Source organism: Tepidicaulis sp. (genome assembly GCF_965222285.1).
GTDB lineage: Bacteria > Pseudomonadota > Alphaproteobacteria > Parvibaculales > Parvibaculaceae > Tepidicaulis.
On record NZ_OZ244942.1, the window covers coordinates 1,347,447 to 1,362,646 of the forward strand.

Consider the following 15,200-nt stretch of genomic DNA (forward strand, 5'->3'; position numbering starts at 1 on the left):
CGCCGGGGGCCTTTCGGGTCACGCGGCGGGCCTTATGCGAATCGCAGGGGAGTCGGGGGCCGGGACCCCAATTCGTTAAAATTCTCCCTTATGCGCTTAAGGAAATTTAAGCCGGCTGGTGCACCTTTCAGCTTCAGGCGGGGCGATTTCAAGGCCACAATTTCATGACCGGGGCGAGATGGCATAGCGCGTATGGACGGCGGCTTTCCGAGCTGTCGGTTTTGGTCGTGGACGATTCCAAACATATGCGCCTGCTTCTGGCTTCGTTTCTGCGCGCCTTTGGCTGCGCCAAAGTCTTTCAGGCGCGCAATGGCGCCGAGGCGCTGGATATGATCCGCCCGGCCATGCCTGACCTCGTGCTGCTCGACTGGGAAATGCAGCCGGTCAATGGCGAGAGCTTCCTGCGCGAGCTGCGCGATGTGGAAAACAGGCCGCATTGTTTCATGCCCGTGGTCGTGCTGACCGGCCATGCCGAGCCCAAGCTCATCAAGGCGGCCTTTGCGGGCGGCGCGAGCCAGCTACTCGTCAAGCCGGTCAAGCCGCAGCTGCTTCTGGAGCGCCTGGAATGGGTGCTGCAGGACGACCGCCCGTTCGAGCGGGCAGGTGAGATTTACCGCCAGCCCCCGATTGCCAAGAAGTCCGCCGCGCCCAGCCCCGCAAAAGACGAATTTATCCTGATAGACTAGCTGCTTAGCCAGCCATGCCCGCCGGCTATCGGCAGGGTATGCAGGCGGGCAACACGCGCCGTAAAGCGTCGGTGAAGGCCGGGGGAAGGGGCTGGACGCCCCGCCATGCGGGTGCCATATTCCCCCGCACGTTAAACACAGCATAAATGCGGAAAACGGTCCATAATGAGCCTTTTGACTGAGATTTTCACCTGGTGGAACGGCCAGACCATCGGCACGCGCCTTTTTACCTGGCGCAAGGGCCGTCTGGTGGGCGAGGACGATCAGGGCAACCGCTATTTCGTCTCCAAGGACGGATCGGACCGGCGCTGGGTCATCTATAACGGCCTCGCCGAAGCCTCCCGCGTGCCGGCGGGCTGGCATGGCTGGCTGCATCATGTGGTGGATGTGCCGCCGAGCGAGGAGGCCTATGCCGCGCATGGCTGGGAAAAGCCGCACAAGGCCAACCTGACGGGCACGCCGGGCGCCTATAAGCCCGATGGCAGCCTGGCCAATAGCGGCGGGCGGCCGCGCGTGACGGGCGATTATGACGCCTGGCAGCCGGAATAAGCGAAGGGGGCTGCGCCGTAAGCGGCGCCTGGAGGGCAGATGCAGAACAATTTCGTAGAAACTTTGGTGGGCGCCGCGGTGATTGCCGTGGCAGCCGGTTTTCTGGCTTATGGCTATTCGATTACCGATGTGGGCCGCGCCGACGGTTACCGGCTGACGGCCGAATTCGACCGGGTGGACGGTCTGGCGACAGGTTCGGATATCCGCATGTCGGGTATCAAAGTCGGTACCGTGGTCAGCCAGGAACTCAACCCGCAGAACTATTATGCCCGCGTGACCTTCAAAATCAGCCCGGACATCAAACTTCCGTCCGATTCCAGTGCCAAGATCACCAGCGAAGGCCTGCTCGGCGGCAATTATGTGTCCATCCTGCCGGGTGGCAGCGAGGATTATTTGGAAAGCGGCGACGAAATCCAGTTCACGCAAGGCTCGATCGATCTGATCGGCCTGGTCGGTCAGGCGATTTTCAGCGCCCAGGATTCGCAGTAAGCCGCCCTAAGTCGGGTGCTGCGGTGCCGCAAAAGTTCAAGGGGAGAGAGCCGGTGATGAAGCAGAGCAGAGTGTCGCACCGGATCTTTTATTCGGCTCTCCTTTCCGGCGCGCTGGCGCTTTCTTCTGCTGCGCAGGCGGAGACCACTTACGACATCGCGGTCTTTTCCGCGCTCGACAAAATCACGGCGGAAATTTCCAAACTCGAAGCCCCGCTCGGCGAGAAAGTGACCTTCGGCACGCTGGAAGTGCTTGTGCATAGCTGCAACAAGCGCCCGCCCGAAGAGCCGCCGCAAACCACGGCCTTTGTGGAAGTCTTCGAAAAGGGCCTCGTCGTGCCCGGCGATGACAAAAGCGCGGATGGCGGCGATGCGGCGCTCGAAGGTCCGAATATCGGCTCCGTCGTCTCCACCATTTCCGATTTCGCGAAAAACGATGTTGCGCCCAATGAATATGCCAAGGGCGAGCTTCCCCCGCCGCCTGTGCCGGGCGGCGATATGGCCGAAGAGGGCGACGGCGAAAAAGGCGGACGGCCTGCGGGCGTGCGCGACCCCGAGCATCCGGACCGTATTTTCTCCGGCTGGATGTTTGCCTCGAGCCCCGGCCTCAATGCCGTCGAGCATCCGGTTTATGATGTCTGGCTGACCGACTGCAAAATGAGCTCGGGCGGCGCATCGAGCGGCAGCGAATAAAAATCGCCCTGCTGCGTGACCGCGCGCTGCAATAGCATCTTGTAATCCGCCCGCGGAATTTCCACAGCTCCGAATTGCGCCAGATGCGTGGTAACGAACTGCGTATCGAGCAGCAGGAAACCCCCATAGCGCAGCCGTGCAACGAGATGGACGAGCGCAACTTTGCTCGCATCCTTGACCTCGGAAAACATGCTCTCGCCGAAAAACGCCGCGCCGAGCCGCACGCCGTAAAGCCCGCCGGCAAGTTTGCCGTCCTGCCAGCATTCGACGGAATGGGCAAAGCCTCTCTCATGCAGTTCGGTATAAAGCGCCAGAATCTGATCGTTGATCCATGTGCCCTCGCGCCCCGGACGGGAGGCGGCGCAGGCCTCCATTACCTGCCGGAAGGCGGTGTCCACGCGGATGGTGAACGGGGTCTGGCGCACCGTCTTGCGCAAACGGCGGGGCAGGTGAAAGGTATCGAGAGGCAGAATGCCGCGCTCTTCCGGGTCGATCCAGAAAAGCTCCTGCGATGTACTGTCTTCGGCCATGGGGAAGACCCCGTAGGCATAGGCGCGAAGCAGTACATCGGCAGTCAGTTCGGACATGGTTTATCCGCGGCTGGCCAGCGCGCCGGGGCAAGGTGCCTCAGAGCTTGGCAAGGAAATCCTCAAGCCAGTGAATGTGATAATCGCCGTTCATGAAGTCCGGCTCGTTGATGAGATCCTTGAAGAGCGGAATGGTGGTGTCCACCCCGTCAACCACGAACTCGTTCAGCGAACGGCGCAGGCGCATCAGGCATTCGTTGCGGTTGCGCCCATGTACGATCAGCTTGCCAATGAGGCTGTCATAGTAAGGCGGAATGCGGTAGCCGCCATAGGCCCCGGAATCGACGCGTACGCCCAGCCCGCCCGGCGTGTGGAAATCGCGGATCGTGCCGGGAGACGGCACGAAGGTGCGCGCGTTCTCCGCGTTGATGCGGCATTCGATGGCATGGCCGGTGAAAGTGACGTCTTCCTGGCGGAAGGACATTTCCATGCCCGCGGCAATACGGATCTGCTCGCGCACCAAATCGATGCCGGTGATCATTTCCGTAACCGGATGTTCCACCTGCAGGCGCGTGTTCATTTCGATGAAATAGAACTCGCCGTTCTCATAAAGAAACTCGACAGTGCCGACACCTAGATAACCGAGCCCTTCAATGGCGTTGGCAACGATATCGCCGATTTTCGCGCGCGCTTCGGCGTTGAGGGCGGGAGAGGGCGCTTCTTCCAACACTTTCTGGTGGCGGCGCTGCAAGGAGCAGTCGCGCTCACCCATATGCGCCACATTACCGTGGCTGTCGGCGATCACCTGCACCTCGATATGGCGCGGCTGGCCGAGATATTTTTCCATGTAAAGCGCATCGTCCCCGAAGGCGGCTTTTGCCTCCGTGCGCGCATTGGAAAGGGCGTGGGGCAGTTCCTTGGCGTTGCGCGCCACTTTCATGCCGCGCCCGCCGCCGCCGGCTGCCGCTTTCACGAGAACGGGAAAACCGATCTCCTCGGCAATCGCCTTGGCTTCGACATCGTTCGTCACCGCGCCGTCCGAACCCGGCACGACGGGAATGCCGAGCCGTTTCACCGTGGTCTTGGCGGCGATCTTGTCGCCCATCAGGCGGATATGTTCCGCCGACGGACCGATAAAGGTGATGCCGTGCTCGTCCAGAATGTCGGCGAAGCGGGCATTCTCGGACAAAAAACCGTAGCCCGGATGCACCGCATCCGCGCCCGTGATCTCGCAAGCGGAGATAATGGCAGGGATATTCAGATAGCTGTCGGTCGCCGAAGGCGGGCCGATGCACACGCTTTCATCGGCGAGACGCACATGCATGGCGTTTTCGTCGGCCGTGGAATGGATCGCCACCGTGGAAATGCCCATCTCCTGGCAAGCCCGGTGGACACGGAGCGCGATTTCACCGCGGTTGGCGATGAGAACCTTTTCAAACATCGGGGAGCCTCCCCTCACTCGATGACCAGGAGCGGTTCGCCGTATTCAACCGGCATGCCATCTTCCACGAGGATTTGGGTTACGGTACCTGCCCTGGGAGCGGGGATCTGGTTCATCGTCTTCATCGCTTCGATGATCAGCAAGGTGTCGCCTGCATTGACGCGGCTGCCGACCTGAACGAATGCTGCAGCGCCGGGTTCGGGCGCCATGTAGGCCGTGCCGACCATGGGCGAGGGCACGGCGCCGGCAGGTGCGCCGCCTTCCGTCTTCGCCGGGGCCGCGGCGGGGGCTGCAGCCGGTGCAGGCGCCGCAGCCGGCGCATGGCCGACGGAAACCTGGGCGTTGATCTGCCGCGCCACACGAATTTTCACGTCTTCCGCTTCAACCTCGATCTCGGTCAGATCGGTTTCTTTCAGCAGATCGGCCAATTCGCGGATCAATTCCTGATCGATACTCTTTTTGGTCATGGCTCGTTTGAAACCCCGCCCTTTATCCCTGAAACTTGTCTCGTTGGTGTCTTGTTGTCTTAGGCCTTTTTCAGTGCCTGTGCCAATGCTTCCAGCGCAAGCTCGTAGCCGAGCGGACCAAGCCCGCAAATCACGCCGAGCGCCACGGAAGAAACATAGGAATGGTGCCTGAAGGCTTCCCGTTTATGGATGTTGGAGATGTGAACTTCAACAACCGGAATGTCGATGGCCGCAATCGCATCGTGCAGGCCGATCGAGGTATGGCTGTAGGAGGCGGGGTTGATCACGATCCCGGCGCCCTTGGCGCCTGCTTCCTGGATCCAGGTGATGAGTTCGCCTTCCGAATTCGTCTGCCGGAAATCGACCTTATGGCCGAGCGCGGCGGCCCGCTCCTTGACGCGCTTTTCCACACCCGAGAGGCCCTCGCGGCCATAAATCTCCGGCTCCCGCTTACCCAGCAGGTTGAGATTGGGGCCGTTCAGCACATAAATCGGCCCTTTGGCGGCGGCCGTCTTCTTCGGCGGTGTCTTCTTGGACGTGGCCATGGGTGCTCCCGGGCGTCGATGGGCGGCATTTGACGGGCCGGTGCGCCGCGCCGCCATTCGTAAGGCTTTCTTGGCACGTTCGCCCCGCTCCGGCAAGCGCCGGGTCTATGAGCGCAAAGAGGCCAAAATATGACCGGAAAAGGCCGCTTTTGGCCCCGACTCAAGGGTTGGAAAATGTTATACGCAATGCAGAAGGCTGCGGAAAGCATTGCCTTGACGCGCCGCCTTCTTTAACCAATATCCGCCTCACGGCCCTGAAGACATGTGGGGGCGATCCAAGACCTTTTCCGGGCTCTTTTCCAGCGCGCGGGAGCAGGGGCCAGAATGACGGCCCCAGCGAACGCAAGCGTGAAACGCAGGGGAAAGCGGCTCGAAGACCGGAATTTGCATGCAGATTATCCTCAATGGCGAGCCACGCGATCTGGACAGCGCGCTCAGCGTCGAAGGACTTTTGAGTCATCTCGGGCTTGAAGGGCGCAAAGTGGCGGTGGAGCGCAATCTCGAAATCGTGCCTCATTCGGCCTATGACGAGGTGCTGCTGGAAGAAGGCGACCGAATCGAGATCGTGCATTTCGTCGGCGGCGGCTGAATAAGCCCCGCGCAGGCGGTAATGAGAGTTGAGCCAAAGGAGCTGAGTTATGGCCGAGGCGGCAATCAGCGGCGCGCAGAGCGCCGGACAAGGCGAAGACAGTTTTCAGGTGGCGGGCCGCCGCTTCACCTCGCGGCTGATCGTCGGAACCGGCAAATATAAGGATTTCGACGAGACCGCCGCCGCCATCGAAGCATCGGGCGCGGAAATCGTCACCGTGGCGGTGCGCCGCGTCAATGTCTCCGATCCCAATCAGCCTATGCTGATGGATTATGTGGACCCGAAAAAAATCACCTATCTGCCGAACACCGCCGGATGTTTTACCGGCCAGGATGCCGTGCGCACGCTGCGCCTTGCACGCGAGGCGGGCGGCTGGAACCTTGTGAAGCTCGAAGTGCTGGGCGATCAAAAAACGCTTTATCCCGACATGGCCGAAACGCTGACAGCTGCCGAGATGCTGCTGAAAGACGGGTTCGATGTCATGGTCTATTGCTCGGACGATCCGATCATGGCCAAGAAGCTGGAAGATATGGGCTGCTGCGCGATCATGCCGCTTGCCGCGCCCATCGGTTCTGGCCTCGGCATCCAAAACCCGGTCAATATCCGCCTCATCATCGAACAATCGAGCGTGCCGGTGCTGGTGGATGCAGGCGTCGGCACGGCGTCTGACGCGGCCATCGCCATGGAGCTCGGCTGCGACGGCGTTCTGATGAACACCGCCATCGCCGAAGCCAAGGACCCGATCCGCATGGCGCGCGCCATGAAATACGCCGTCCAGGCGGGGCGCGATGCCTATCTCGCCGGCCGCATGCCCCGGAAGAAATATGCCGACCCCAGCTCCCCGCTCGCCGGGCTGATTTAAGGGCGGGTGGAGCGAAAACAGACAAAGAAAAAGCCGGGGGCAGGGAGCCTCCGGCTTTTTGCTTGGGAATTCTCTTGCGCCTTAAGACGCGCTGGCGCGGGCTTCTTCGATGAGGCGCGTCATCTCTTCCTTGTCGATGGCGCCGGGGGCGAAGGTGGTGCCGATGATGAAGGCGGGTGTGCCTTCAACGCCGATGAGGCGGGCCATGTCGTAATTGGCTTCAATGGTTTCGCTCACCCGGGCGTCTTTCATGTCCTTCTTCAGCCGTTCGACATCGATGCCGACTTCTTCGGCCATGCGCAGGACGCGGCCTTCCGTCAGCTCGCCTTTGGATTTCAGCATCGCCACATGCAGGTCCATATATTTGCCCTGCGGAATGGCGGCGATGGCGGCGCGCGAGGCGAAGACCGAGGTTTCGCCGAGGATCGGAAATTCTTTCAGGACGAGGCGCACATTGCCGTCTTCCTCAAGCACGTTCATGACGCGCTGCACGGAACGTTTGCAATAACCGCACTGATAATCGAAGAACTCCACGATCGTCACATCGCCGTCCGGGTTACCGGCAACGAAGGAATTGGGGTCATAGTAAAGCGCGTCGGCATTTTCCGCGATCTGGCGCTGCTGTTCCATATCGGCTGAAGCGGCTTGCCGTTCTTCCAGAATGGTCAGCGCTTCGAGCAGGATTTCCGGCTCGCGCAGAATATATTCGCGCACGATCTTTTCGATCTCGGCCTGTTCTTTCGAAACGGCTGCCTCGCGCACCGGTTTGCTGCTGTCCGCTGCCATGGATTCGGCCACGAAGAGAACACCGGCCACGCTCAGCGCACCGATAAAAGCCGCCAGATAAAGCGGCAGGCGTTTCGTGGGAGAAGCAACAGAGTGTGTCATGAACCGGGTTACCCTTTTGAATTCAGAATGTCTTGCGCGCGCAGCCAGTTCGGCGTGCCTTCCGGCAGGCCTTCCTGTGCGCGGTAGGCGTGCTGCTTGGCCTGCCTGAGATCGCCGGTCAAATAGTACCGTTCTGCGGTGGCCAAGTCTGCCAAAGGCTTATCACCAAGGCGTGAATAACCCATTGCCAGCTGATGGAAAGCGAAAGAGTTTTCCCGGTCGTAGCGCAGCGATTTTTCCAGATGCTCGACGGCGGGCTTGGTGAGCGAAGGGTCTTCCGTCGCCAGCATGGCCTGGGCAAGGCCGACGCGCAGCAGCGGCGAGTCGCCCAGAAGCTCGACGGACTTCTCGTAAGGGGCAACCGCCTCACGTGCCTTGCCGCTTTCAAAAAGGATCTGGCCCTTCAGCTCCCAGAGGAAGGGATTGTCCGGATATTCTTCGACGAGCGAGCTGATCTCCGTCAGCGCCTTGCTAAGATCGCTGGCATGGTGATGGGCGACGGCGCGCGCATAGCGGGCAGGGGCGCTTTGATCGCTCTTGGGGTAGCGGCGGAAGGTGACGGCGGGGCGGTCCAGAAAGCCGGCCAGTTTCGCGCGCACCATGTCATGGTCGAATTGCCAGTCGTTCGGGTCCTTGCGGTCCTTGTAAGGAGAATTCTCGACCCGGTCTTCAAGCGAGCTCAAACGTTCGCTGGAAAGCGGGTGGCTGCGCAGATAAGGGTCCTGCTGGCGCGAGGAGAGCACTTCATAGCCGCGGAAAAGTTCGAAGGTTTTAACGAGGCCGCGGCCCGACCAGCCGACCTGATTGAGATAGGTCATCGCCGCCTGGTCGGCGGCTGCTTCCTGCACGCGGGTATATTCGAGAATGTTGCGCTGCGCGACGGAAGTGCCGCCTGCCAGGATCGCGCCGCCCACATCGCCCGCGCCCGCCGCAACCGCGCCAATGCCGAGCACGAAGGAGAGGATGGCGGCAGCCGTATTGCCCTCGATGGCATTGCGCCGCGTGACGAGGTGGCCGCCCGCGATATGGCCGGTTTCGTGCGCGATCACGCCGATCAGCATGTTGGGCGAGTCGGCCCGGCGGATCATGCCGGTATTGACGAACATGCGCTGGCCGCCCGCCACGAAAGCGTTGAGGCTGTTATCGTTGACGATATGAATGGAAATCGCATTGGGGTTGAGCCCGGCGGCGCGGAAAATCGGCTCGGAATATTTGCGGATGATATGCTCGGTTTCCGCATCGCGGATAAGGCCGATGGCATGGGCCGGCCCGGCAAACACCGTCAGGGCGAGCAGAGCGATGGCGAGAAGCGGAAAGCTGCCGCGAAGGCGTGATGTCATCATGGGTCTTACCAACTCTCTCACCGTTATGCCGCATAAGCCGGAAGCGCGCGGGACGCAATGGCCTTCCAACTGATTCCAGCTTAAAGCTAGGCGGGCCCCGCAGGCGCGTCAATTTGAGCGCTTCTTGCCTTATCTGGCCACTCCGGCGCCCGTCGCAAGAACTACAGCAAGCAATTCTGGCTAAACTTTGTTCCCTTTTCTTCCCCGCCTCGTCTTGCCGCCCGTGTTACGCAGATAACTGGACCGCTCCGCCAATGACCGTTAAGAAGAAAGCCCAGCGAGTGAAGAGAAAACCGGTGTCCATGAGAATGCAAAAAACTGTGAAATCCGTCTGTTCGGCTGTGCTGGCCGGCTCCTTGAGTTTGGCTCTGTCGGGTTGCGGCATGTTTGGCGAAAGCGAGCCCTCGGTTGGCACGCCGCTGGGCACCAGCGCCTCGGGCGTCAGCCCCGGCCGCTCGGACCGGGCTTTTTCAGGCCGTCTGTCGGGCGCCGAAGGCGGCGTTTTAGGCGGGGTGGTGCTTTCCGAAGAACCCCATGCCTCGCTCGTTGCCCGCGACATTCTGGAAAAGGGCGGCAATGCGGTGGACGCGGCAACGGCGCTCTATTTCACGCTCTCGGTGACGTATCCCGCCTCTGCTTCGCTGGGCGGCGGCGGCATCTGCCTCGTGCATGATTCTGAAAAAGGCACGACGGAAAGCGTCGATTTCCTGCCCCGGCAAACGTTGAGCGGCGGGGAAGCGGCCATTCCGGGTAATGTGCGCGGCTTCTCGGTCATGCATGCCCGCTTCGGGCGCCTTGCCTGGGCGGAACTCGTCTCGCCTGCGGAAACCATGGCGGCCACGGGGTTCAAACTGACCCGCGCCAGCGCGCAGCGGCTGGTGGAAAATGCCGGTCTCCTGCGCGGCGACCCTGAGCTTGCCGCTTCTTATTTGAACCGGGCCGGGCAGCCGCTTGCCGAACATGAAATGGTGACGCTGCCGCAGCTTGCCGCCTCGCTGGCGCTGGTGCGCTCGCGCGGGCCGGCCGGGCTTTACGCCTCGAAAGAAGCGCGCACTTTTGCCGATGCCGCCCAAGCGGTGGGGGCGGGGCTCTCGGCGGAAGATTTGCAGAACTACCGCCCGACGGTCGCCATTTCCCAGCGCATCGAAATGGACAATGAATATCTGCACTTGCCGAGCGCGGCGCTCGGTGCCGGTGCTTTTTCCGCTCAGCTTTGGCGGAAAGTGGCCGCAGGCAATGTGGATGCGCTGGCCGCGGCCCGCCAGACGGCAGAGGCGCTCGGCGCGCCCGGCGCCATTCCCGACGATATGGGCTCGACCTCTTTCGTCGTGGCGACGGGTAACGGCGATGCGGTGGCCTGCGGCGTCACGGATAACGGCCCCTTCGGCACTGGCAAGGTGGCGCGCGGCACGGGCATTGTGCTCGCCAAATCGCCCGCCGCGCCTGTCGCGGGGCTTGCCGGCGCATTTCTGTCGCCGGTGCTGGTGACGAACCGTTTCACCAATAACCTTTTCTTTGCGGGGGCTTCAGCAGGCGGGCCGGTGGCCACGGCTTCGGTGCAAAAAGTGCTGAAGGAAACGCTGATTGATGGGTCCGCGCCGCTGGCAAACGCGCTTGAAAACGCCCATCCGGGTCCGGACCCGCGCGTCAATGCGCTGGTTTGTCCGCAAGGTCTGCCGCGCGGGGCGAACGAATGTGCCTTCGGTGTCGATCCGAAAGGCGCGGGGCTCGGCCTTGAGGCGATTTCGGCAGGGAACTGACCAACCGGAGCAGTATGGTGTCGCAGCTTTCTCAACGAAGCGATGTGGCGGCGTTTCTCGCCATGGACATCATGCGCGACGCCAATGCCTTAAGCGCGGCGGGTGAAGACATCATGCGCCTGGAGGTGGGCCAGCCCGCGCTTGCCGCCCCGGATGAAATCCGCAAAGCCGCCGCCCATGCGCTGGAAGCCGACAGGCTTGCCTATACAGATGCGCTCGGCATGCCCGCGCTCAAAGCCCGCATCGCCCGCCATTATCAGGAAGCTTATGGCCATGGGCCCGACGCGGCGGATGTGATCGTCACGCCGGGGTCCTCCGGCGGCTTCATTCTCTCGTTCACCGCGTGTTTTGAGACGGGGGATAAAGTGGGGCTCGCCGAGCCCGGCTATCCGGCCTACCGGAACATTCTAAAGGCACTTGGCGTCGAGGCGGTGGGTATTCCCGTCGGCCCCGAGACAGGCTGGCAGCTCACCGTCGATCTCGTGCAGGACGCGGAAAAAAAGCACGGGCCCCTTGCCGGTATCATGGTGGCAAGCCCCGCCAATCCGACAGGCACCATGCAGTCGCCCGAAACGCTGGGCGCGCTCATTGCTGATTGCGAGTCTCATGGGCGCTGGTTCATCTCGGATGAGATTTATCACGGTATCACCTTCAACCAGCGCGCGGTCAGCGCGGCAGGGAAGGGCGATCATGTCATCGTGGTCAACAGCTTCTCGAAATATTACTGCATGACGGGCTGGCGGCTCGGCTGGCTCGCCGTCCCGCCGCGTGTGACGCGCACCATCGAACGGCTGGCGCAGAACCTTTTCATCTCCGCGCCCAGCCTCTCGCAGATTGCCGCCATGGCCGCCTTCGATGCGCAGCCCGAGCTCGACCGGCGCGTGGCGGGTTATGCGCGCAACCGCAATATCCTGCTCGAAGGGCTGCCGGATGTCGGCATTACCCATATCGCGCCTGCGGACGGGGCTTTTTATCTTTACGCGGATGTCTCGAACCTGACGGACGGTGCGATCGATTTCTGCAAGCGCATGCTGCACGAAGCGAAAGTGGCCGCCACACCGGGGCTCGATTTCGATCCGGTGCGCGGCCACAAATTCGTCCGCTTTTCTTATGCGGGGGCGGAGGCGGACATGGCCGAAGCCGTCCGCCGCCTGAAAGCCTGGCTCTGACTTAGCCGCCCGTCTTGCGCTGCCACCAGCCGCGCTTGCGGTTGCGCGGTTTGCTTTCCGCAGCTTCTTCCTCGGCCTGTTCAGCCTCACCAGTAGCGGCGGTTTCCGCCATTTCTGGTTCCGGTTCTTCTGCAGCTTCCGCCTCAACTTCAACCTCAGCCGCAGCCTCAGCCTCAGCCTCAGGGGCCGGCGTTTCGACCACCGCTTCGGCGGCAGGTGTGTCGGCTGCTTCTTCTACCGCTTCCGCGCTGCTGGTGTAGGAAACGAGCACAGGCGGTTCGCTTTCCCCATCGGCACTGGCGGCAAGCGGTGTTTCGCCGCCTTCATTTTCTTCCGCAGGCGTCTCGCTGGACTGGCCGTTTTCGCTGCTCTCGCTCTCGCCGCTATTAGCGCCGTCATTATCATTGTCGCCCGAGTTTTCGTCCGACCCCTCGCGCTTCTGGCGGTTGCGGCGGCCGCCCCGGCGGCCACGGCGGCGGCGGCGCTTCGGCTTACCGTCTTCATCGGTATCGCCGTCCTCGCCGCTGCTCTTGTCTTCGTTCTCCTCGCTCTCGCCATTGTCGGCGCTCTCGGAGCTGTCCTCGTCCTGCGTGCCTTCTTCCTCGCCATCCTTGCGGGAAGGTTTGCGGCGGCGGCGGCGGCGCTTTTTCTTGGGCTGATCGTCGTCGCCCTGCGCGCTGACCTGTTCCTCGTCGCTTTCCTCGTCCTCATCCGCGATATCGGCATCCGCCTCATCGGCATAGGCCATGTCGTAGCTGATGGCTTTGGAATCGGCTGCTTTGGCTTCGGCGGATTTACGGGTCAGCTCGCGCGCACTTGCCGCTTCGATGCGGTGGGCATCGGGGCCAAGCTCCGGATCGCTTTCCACGTAGATAGAAAGGCCGTAGCGCTCTTCGATTTCAAGCAGGTGGCCGCGCTTCTGGTTGAGAATGTAAAGCGCCACCTGGTCGGGCACGCGGGCGGTGAGCGCCGGAGCGCGGCCCTTGATGGCTTCCGCCTCGATCTCACGCAGTACGTGCAGCGCTTTCGATTCAACCGAGCGGATGATGCCTGCGCCCTGACAGGTCGGGCACTGCATGGTCGAGCCTTCGAGCACGCCCGTGCGCATGCGCTGGCGCGACATTTCCAGAAGCCCGAAATGACTGATGCGGCCCACCTGAATGCGGGCGCGGTCCATCTTCAGGCAGTCTTTCATTTTGCGCTCGACGGCCCGGTTGTTCCGGTTCTCTTCCATGTCGATGAAGTCGATCACGATGAGACCGGCAAGGTCGCGCAGGCGCAGCTGGCGGGCGATTTCTTCCGCCGCTTCCAGGTTGGTTTTGACCGCCGTCGCCTCGATATTCCGTTCCTTGGTGGAGCGGCCCGAGTTGATGTCGATGGAGACCAGCGCTTCGGTCTGGTTGATCACCAGATAGCCGCCCGATTTCAGCGTCACGATCGGGCTGAACATCGCATCGAGCTGCTGTTCCACCTGATGGCGCTGGAAGAGGGGATGGTTCTCCTTGTAAGGCTGCACCTTCTTGGCATGGCTCGGCATGAGCATGCGCATGAAGTCTTTCGCCTCGCGGTAGCCTTCCTCGCCTTCCACCTGAACGGTGTCGATGTCCTTGTTGTAAAGATCGCGGATCGAGCGCTTGATCAGGCTGCCTTCCTCATAAACGAGGCAGGGGGCGATGGATTCCAGCGTGCGCTCGCGCACTGTCTCCCAAAGCCGCAGCAGATATTCGAAGTCGCGCTTGATTTCGGCCTTGGTGCGCTGAGCGCCGGCGGTGCGCACGATCAGGCCCATGCCTTCCGGCACGTCCAGCGCGCCGGTCACGCTTTTCAGGCGCTTGCGGTCGGCCGCATTGGTGATCTTGCGGGAGATGCCGCCGCCGCGCGCGGTGTTCGGCATCAGCACGCAGTAGCGCCCGGCAAGTGAAAGATACGTCGTCAGCGCCGCGCCCTTGTTGCCGCGCTCTTCTTTGACGACCTGCACAAGCAGGATCTGGCGGCGCTTGATGACTTCCTGAATTTTGTAGGAGCGCTGGCTGCGGCGCTCTTTCTTGGCGGAAATTTCTTCCAGCGCATCGCCAGCGCCGACGTCTTCAATCGTGTCGTCGGAGGCAACGGCTTCGCCGTCATTTTCCAGGTCGCTGTCTTCTTCGCCGTCCTGTTCGGCGGACGCGCTTTCTGCTTCTTCGCCAGCAGCGCTCTCGGCATTTTCCTCGCCGCTTTTTTCAGAAGAGTCTTCCTCTTCCTCCTCGCGGCGCTCTTCTTCGTAATATTGCTTGAGCAGCGCTTCGCGGTCAGCCACCGGGATCTGATAATAGTCCGGGTGGATTTCGCTGAACGCAAGGAAACCGTGCCGGTTGCCGCCATATTCGACAAAGGCTGCCTGCAGCGAGGGTTCTACCCGGGTTACACGTGCGAGATAAATGTTCCCGCGAAGCTGTTTTTTGGTTTCCGATTCAAAATCAAATTCGTCGACTCGATTGCCGTTCACGACCACCACCCGGGTTTCTTCCGGGTGGGCCGCGTCGATCAACATTTTGCTTCCCATTAAATTCTTCTCCGCGACGCCGGCCTGGGAACTCTTCGCGCGTGGTCGTTAACCCGCGGCGGGAGGAGGCGGCGCCGATTGTATGGTTCCGGATAAAGGCCTTGTGTCGCGTCCGTTCTGCGGGCGCGCGGCGATCCGGAGTGGTGTTTAAGGGTGAAGTGCCGAGGGCCGACGGCAAAGCGATCCTGCGGGACGGGCGGGGCATTGTTATTGCCAGGCACCGCATCTCCGGGGTCGCTGTTGTCGTTATTATATGCGCCTCGTGCATTCTCTTGGCTCCCGCGCCCCTTAATCGCCGGGCGCGTGGCGAATTCTTTCTGGTGTGAACCCCGGCCGATGGGCCTGGTTTTCACATGGCTGAGACAAACTGTTCCGAAGGGACCGTTTTCCTATTGGAGACGGATCGGAACCGGCTTTCGAGGGAGAGGAATCACTGTCTCTCCTGCCGGAGGTCTTCTACCGGTACTCGTTTTACCGTTACCCGCTTCGACTTGGCAAGCTGCATTGGCAGGCAGCGCCCGGAGCAGGCCGTTCCGTATTAACCATTTCTCCATTGATATTTGGTTAAATTCCCGCAAAGTAGCCGGATATCCAGGCGAATTGAGAATATCGTTTGGGGACCGGCAGTTAGGTGTGGTCTCGGTTGCAGGG

General features: G+C 61.6%; 14 protein-coding genes and 2 pseudogenes. 9 read left to right on the forward strand and 7 right to left on the reverse strand.

Annotated features, from left to right (window positions below; translation table 11 throughout):
* Positions 1 to 164 precede the first annotated feature (164 nt).
* The 5 genes and pseudogenes from ACOQOT_RS06340 to ACOQOT_RS06360 all read left to right on the forward strand — a co-directional run.
* The gene (locus ACOQOT_RS06340; protein WP_420561501.1) at positions 165 to 686 is read left to right on the forward strand and encodes a response regulator; all 522 of its coding nucleotides are present in this window, start codon (positions 165 to 167) and stop codon (positions 684 to 686) included.
* A 165-nt stretch (positions 687 to 851) separates the two neighbouring features.
* Complete coding sequence (locus ACOQOT_RS06345) at positions 852 to 1,235, forward strand: NADH:ubiquinone oxidoreductase subunit NDUFA12 (protein ID WP_420561502.1); 384 nt, start codon at positions 852 to 854, stop codon at positions 1,233 to 1,235.
* Between the two features lie 39 nt (positions 1,236 to 1,274).
* Positions 1,275 to 1,724 carry an outer membrane lipid asymmetry maintenance protein MlaD gene (gene mlaD, locus ACOQOT_RS06350; protein ID WP_420561503.1) on the forward strand — a complete coding sequence of 150 codons (450 nt, stop codon included), beginning with the start codon at positions 1,275 to 1,277 and terminating at the stop codon, positions 1,722 to 1,724.
* A gap of 56 nt (positions 1,725 to 1,780) precedes the next feature.
* Positions 1,781 to 1,990 (forward strand): annotated as a pseudogene (locus ACOQOT_RS06355) (DUF2155 domain-containing protein); the annotation flags it as partial.
* A 300-nt stretch (positions 1,991 to 2,290) separates the two neighbouring features.
* Positions 2,291 to 2,389 (forward strand): annotated as a pseudogene (locus tag ACOQOT_RS06360) (DUF2155 domain-containing protein); the annotation flags it as partial.
* Here ACOQOT_RS06360 and aat read toward each other — a convergent pair.
* From aat to aroQ, 4 genes are read right to left on the reverse strand one after another with little or no spacing between them, the layout of a single operon-like run.
* Positions 2,353 to 3,003, reverse strand: a complete 651-nt coding sequence (aat, locus tag ACOQOT_RS06365; protein WP_420561504.1) for a leucyl/phenylalanyl-tRNA--protein transferase — start codon at positions 3,001 to 3,003, stop codon at positions 2,353 to 2,355. The pseudogene ACOQOT_RS06360 and the gene aat sit on opposite strands and share 37 nt — an antisense overlap.
* 40 nt (positions 3,004 to 3,043) lie before the next feature.
* Positions 3,044 to 4,384, reverse strand: coding sequence for an acetyl-CoA carboxylase biotin carboxylase subunit (gene accC, locus ACOQOT_RS06370; protein ID WP_420561505.1), 1,341 nt, complete (start codon positions 4,382 to 4,384; stop codon positions 3,044 to 3,046).
* A 14-nt stretch (positions 4,385 to 4,398) separates the two neighbouring features.
* A complete protein-coding gene (accB, locus tag ACOQOT_RS06375; RefSeq protein ID WP_420561506.1) occupies positions 4,399 to 4,851 on the reverse strand; it encodes an acetyl-CoA carboxylase biotin carboxyl carrier protein in 453 nt (150 codons plus the stop codon).
* A gap of 59 nt (positions 4,852 to 4,910) precedes the next feature.
* Entirely contained in the window at positions 4,911 to 5,396 is a 486-nt protein-coding gene (gene aroQ, locus ACOQOT_RS06380) for a type II 3-dehydroquinate dehydratase (protein ID WP_420561507.1), read from the reverse strand.
* Positions 5,397 to 5,784: 388 nt separating this feature from the next.
* On the opposite strand from aroQ, the gene thiS reads away from it, so the two are divergent.
* Positions 5,785 to 5,985 carry a sulfur carrier protein ThiS gene (thiS, locus tag ACOQOT_RS06385; RefSeq protein ID WP_420561508.1) on the forward strand — a complete coding sequence of 67 codons (201 nt, stop codon included), beginning with the start codon at positions 5,785 to 5,787 and terminating at the stop codon, positions 5,983 to 5,985.
* A 49-nt stretch (positions 5,986 to 6,034) separates the two neighbouring features.
* Positions 6,035 to 6,847 (forward strand): bifunctional sulfur carrier protein/thiazole synthase protein, encoded by an 813-nt coding sequence (locus tag ACOQOT_RS06390; protein WP_420561509.1) that lies wholly within the window; start codon positions 6,035 to 6,037, stop codon positions 6,845 to 6,847.
* An 81-nt stretch (positions 6,848 to 6,928) separates the two neighbouring features.
* On the opposite strand, the gene ACOQOT_RS06395 is transcribed toward ACOQOT_RS06390, so the two are convergent.
* Together ACOQOT_RS06395 and ACOQOT_RS06400 are read right to left on the reverse strand one after the other, a co-directional pair.
* Complete coding sequence (locus ACOQOT_RS06395) at positions 6,929 to 7,735, reverse strand: DsbA family protein (RefSeq protein ID WP_420561510.1); 807 nt, start codon at positions 7,733 to 7,735, stop codon at positions 6,929 to 6,931.
* Positions 7,736 to 7,743: 8 nt separating this feature from the next.
* The gene (locus tag ACOQOT_RS06400) at positions 7,744 to 9,078 is read right to left on the reverse strand and encodes a M48 family metalloprotease (protein ID WP_420561511.1); all 1,335 of its coding nucleotides are present in this window, start codon (positions 9,076 to 9,078) and stop codon (positions 7,744 to 7,746) included.
* A 302-nt stretch (positions 9,079 to 9,380) separates the two neighbouring features.
* Here ACOQOT_RS06400 and ACOQOT_RS06405 point away from each other — a divergent pair, with 302 nt between their 5' ends.
* Both ACOQOT_RS06405 and ACOQOT_RS06410 read left to right on the forward strand, forming a co-directional pair.
* Positions 9,381 to 10,838 (forward strand): gamma-glutamyltransferase, encoded by a 1,458-nt coding sequence (locus ACOQOT_RS06405; protein WP_420561512.1) that lies wholly within the window; start codon positions 9,381 to 9,383, stop codon positions 10,836 to 10,838.
* A 14-nt stretch (positions 10,839 to 10,852) separates the two neighbouring features.
* Complete coding sequence (locus ACOQOT_RS06410; RefSeq protein ID WP_420561513.1) at positions 10,853 to 12,007, forward strand: pyridoxal phosphate-dependent aminotransferase; 1,155 nt, start codon at positions 10,853 to 10,855, stop codon at positions 12,005 to 12,007.
* Between the two features lies 1 nt (position 12,008).
* Here ACOQOT_RS06410 and ACOQOT_RS06415 read toward each other — a convergent pair whose 3' ends face one another.
* Entirely contained in the window at positions 12,009 to 14,549 is a 2,541-nt protein-coding gene (locus tag ACOQOT_RS06415) for an Rne/Rng family ribonuclease (RefSeq protein ID WP_420561514.1), read from the reverse strand.
* Positions 14,550 to 15,200 lie beyond the last annotated feature (651 nt).

Excerpts from the sequence above, each read along its gene's own strand:
- ACOQOT_RS06340 (WP_420561501.1), top strand. The coding sequence starts at position 165 with ATGACCGGGGCGAGATGGCATAGCGCGTATGGACGGCGGCTTTCCGAG.
- ACOQOT_RS06345 (WP_420561502.1), top strand. The coding sequence starts at position 852 with ATGAGCCTTTTGACTGAGATTTTCACCTGGTGGAACGGCCAGACCATC.
- mlaD (WP_420561503.1), top strand. The coding sequence starts at position 1,275 with ATGCAGAACAATTTCGTAGAAACTTTGGTGGGCGCCGCGGTGATTGCC.
- aat (WP_420561504.1), bottom strand. The coding sequence starts at position 3,003 with ATGTCCGAACTGACTGCCGATGTACTGCTTCGCGCCTATGCCTACGGG.
- accC (WP_420561505.1), bottom strand. The coding sequence starts at position 4,384 with ATGTTTGAAAAGGTTCTCATCGCCAACCGCGGTGAAATCGCGCTCCGT.
- accB (WP_420561506.1), bottom strand. The coding sequence starts at position 4,851 with ATGACCAAAAAGAGTATCGATCAGGAATTGATCCGCGAATTGGCCGAT.
- aroQ (WP_420561507.1), bottom strand. The coding sequence starts at position 5,396 with ATGGCCACGTCCAAGAAGACACCGCCGAAGAAGACGGCCGCCGCCAAA.
- thiS (WP_420561508.1), top strand. The coding sequence starts at position 5,785 with ATGCAGATTATCCTCAATGGCGAGCCACGCGATCTGGACAGCGCGCTC.
- ACOQOT_RS06390 (WP_420561509.1), top strand. The coding sequence starts at position 6,035 with ATGGCCGAGGCGGCAATCAGCGGCGCGCAGAGCGCCGGACAAGGCGAA.
- ACOQOT_RS06395 (WP_420561510.1), bottom strand. The coding sequence starts at position 7,735 with ATGACACACTCTGTTGCTTCTCCCACGAAACGCCTGCCGCTTTATCTG.
- ACOQOT_RS06400 (WP_420561511.1), bottom strand. The coding sequence starts at position 9,078 with ATGATGACATCACGCCTTCGCGGCAGCTTTCCGCTTCTCGCCATCGCT.
- ACOQOT_RS06405 (WP_420561512.1), top strand. The coding sequence starts at position 9,381 with ATGAGAATGCAAAAAACTGTGAAATCCGTCTGTTCGGCTGTGCTGGCC.
- ACOQOT_RS06410 (WP_420561513.1), top strand. The coding sequence starts at position 10,853 with ATGGTGTCGCAGCTTTCTCAACGAAGCGATGTGGCGGCGTTTCTCGCC.
- ACOQOT_RS06415 (WP_420561514.1), bottom strand. The coding sequence starts at position 14,549 with ATGGGAAGCAAAATGTTGATCGACGCGGCCCACCCGGAAGAAACCCGG.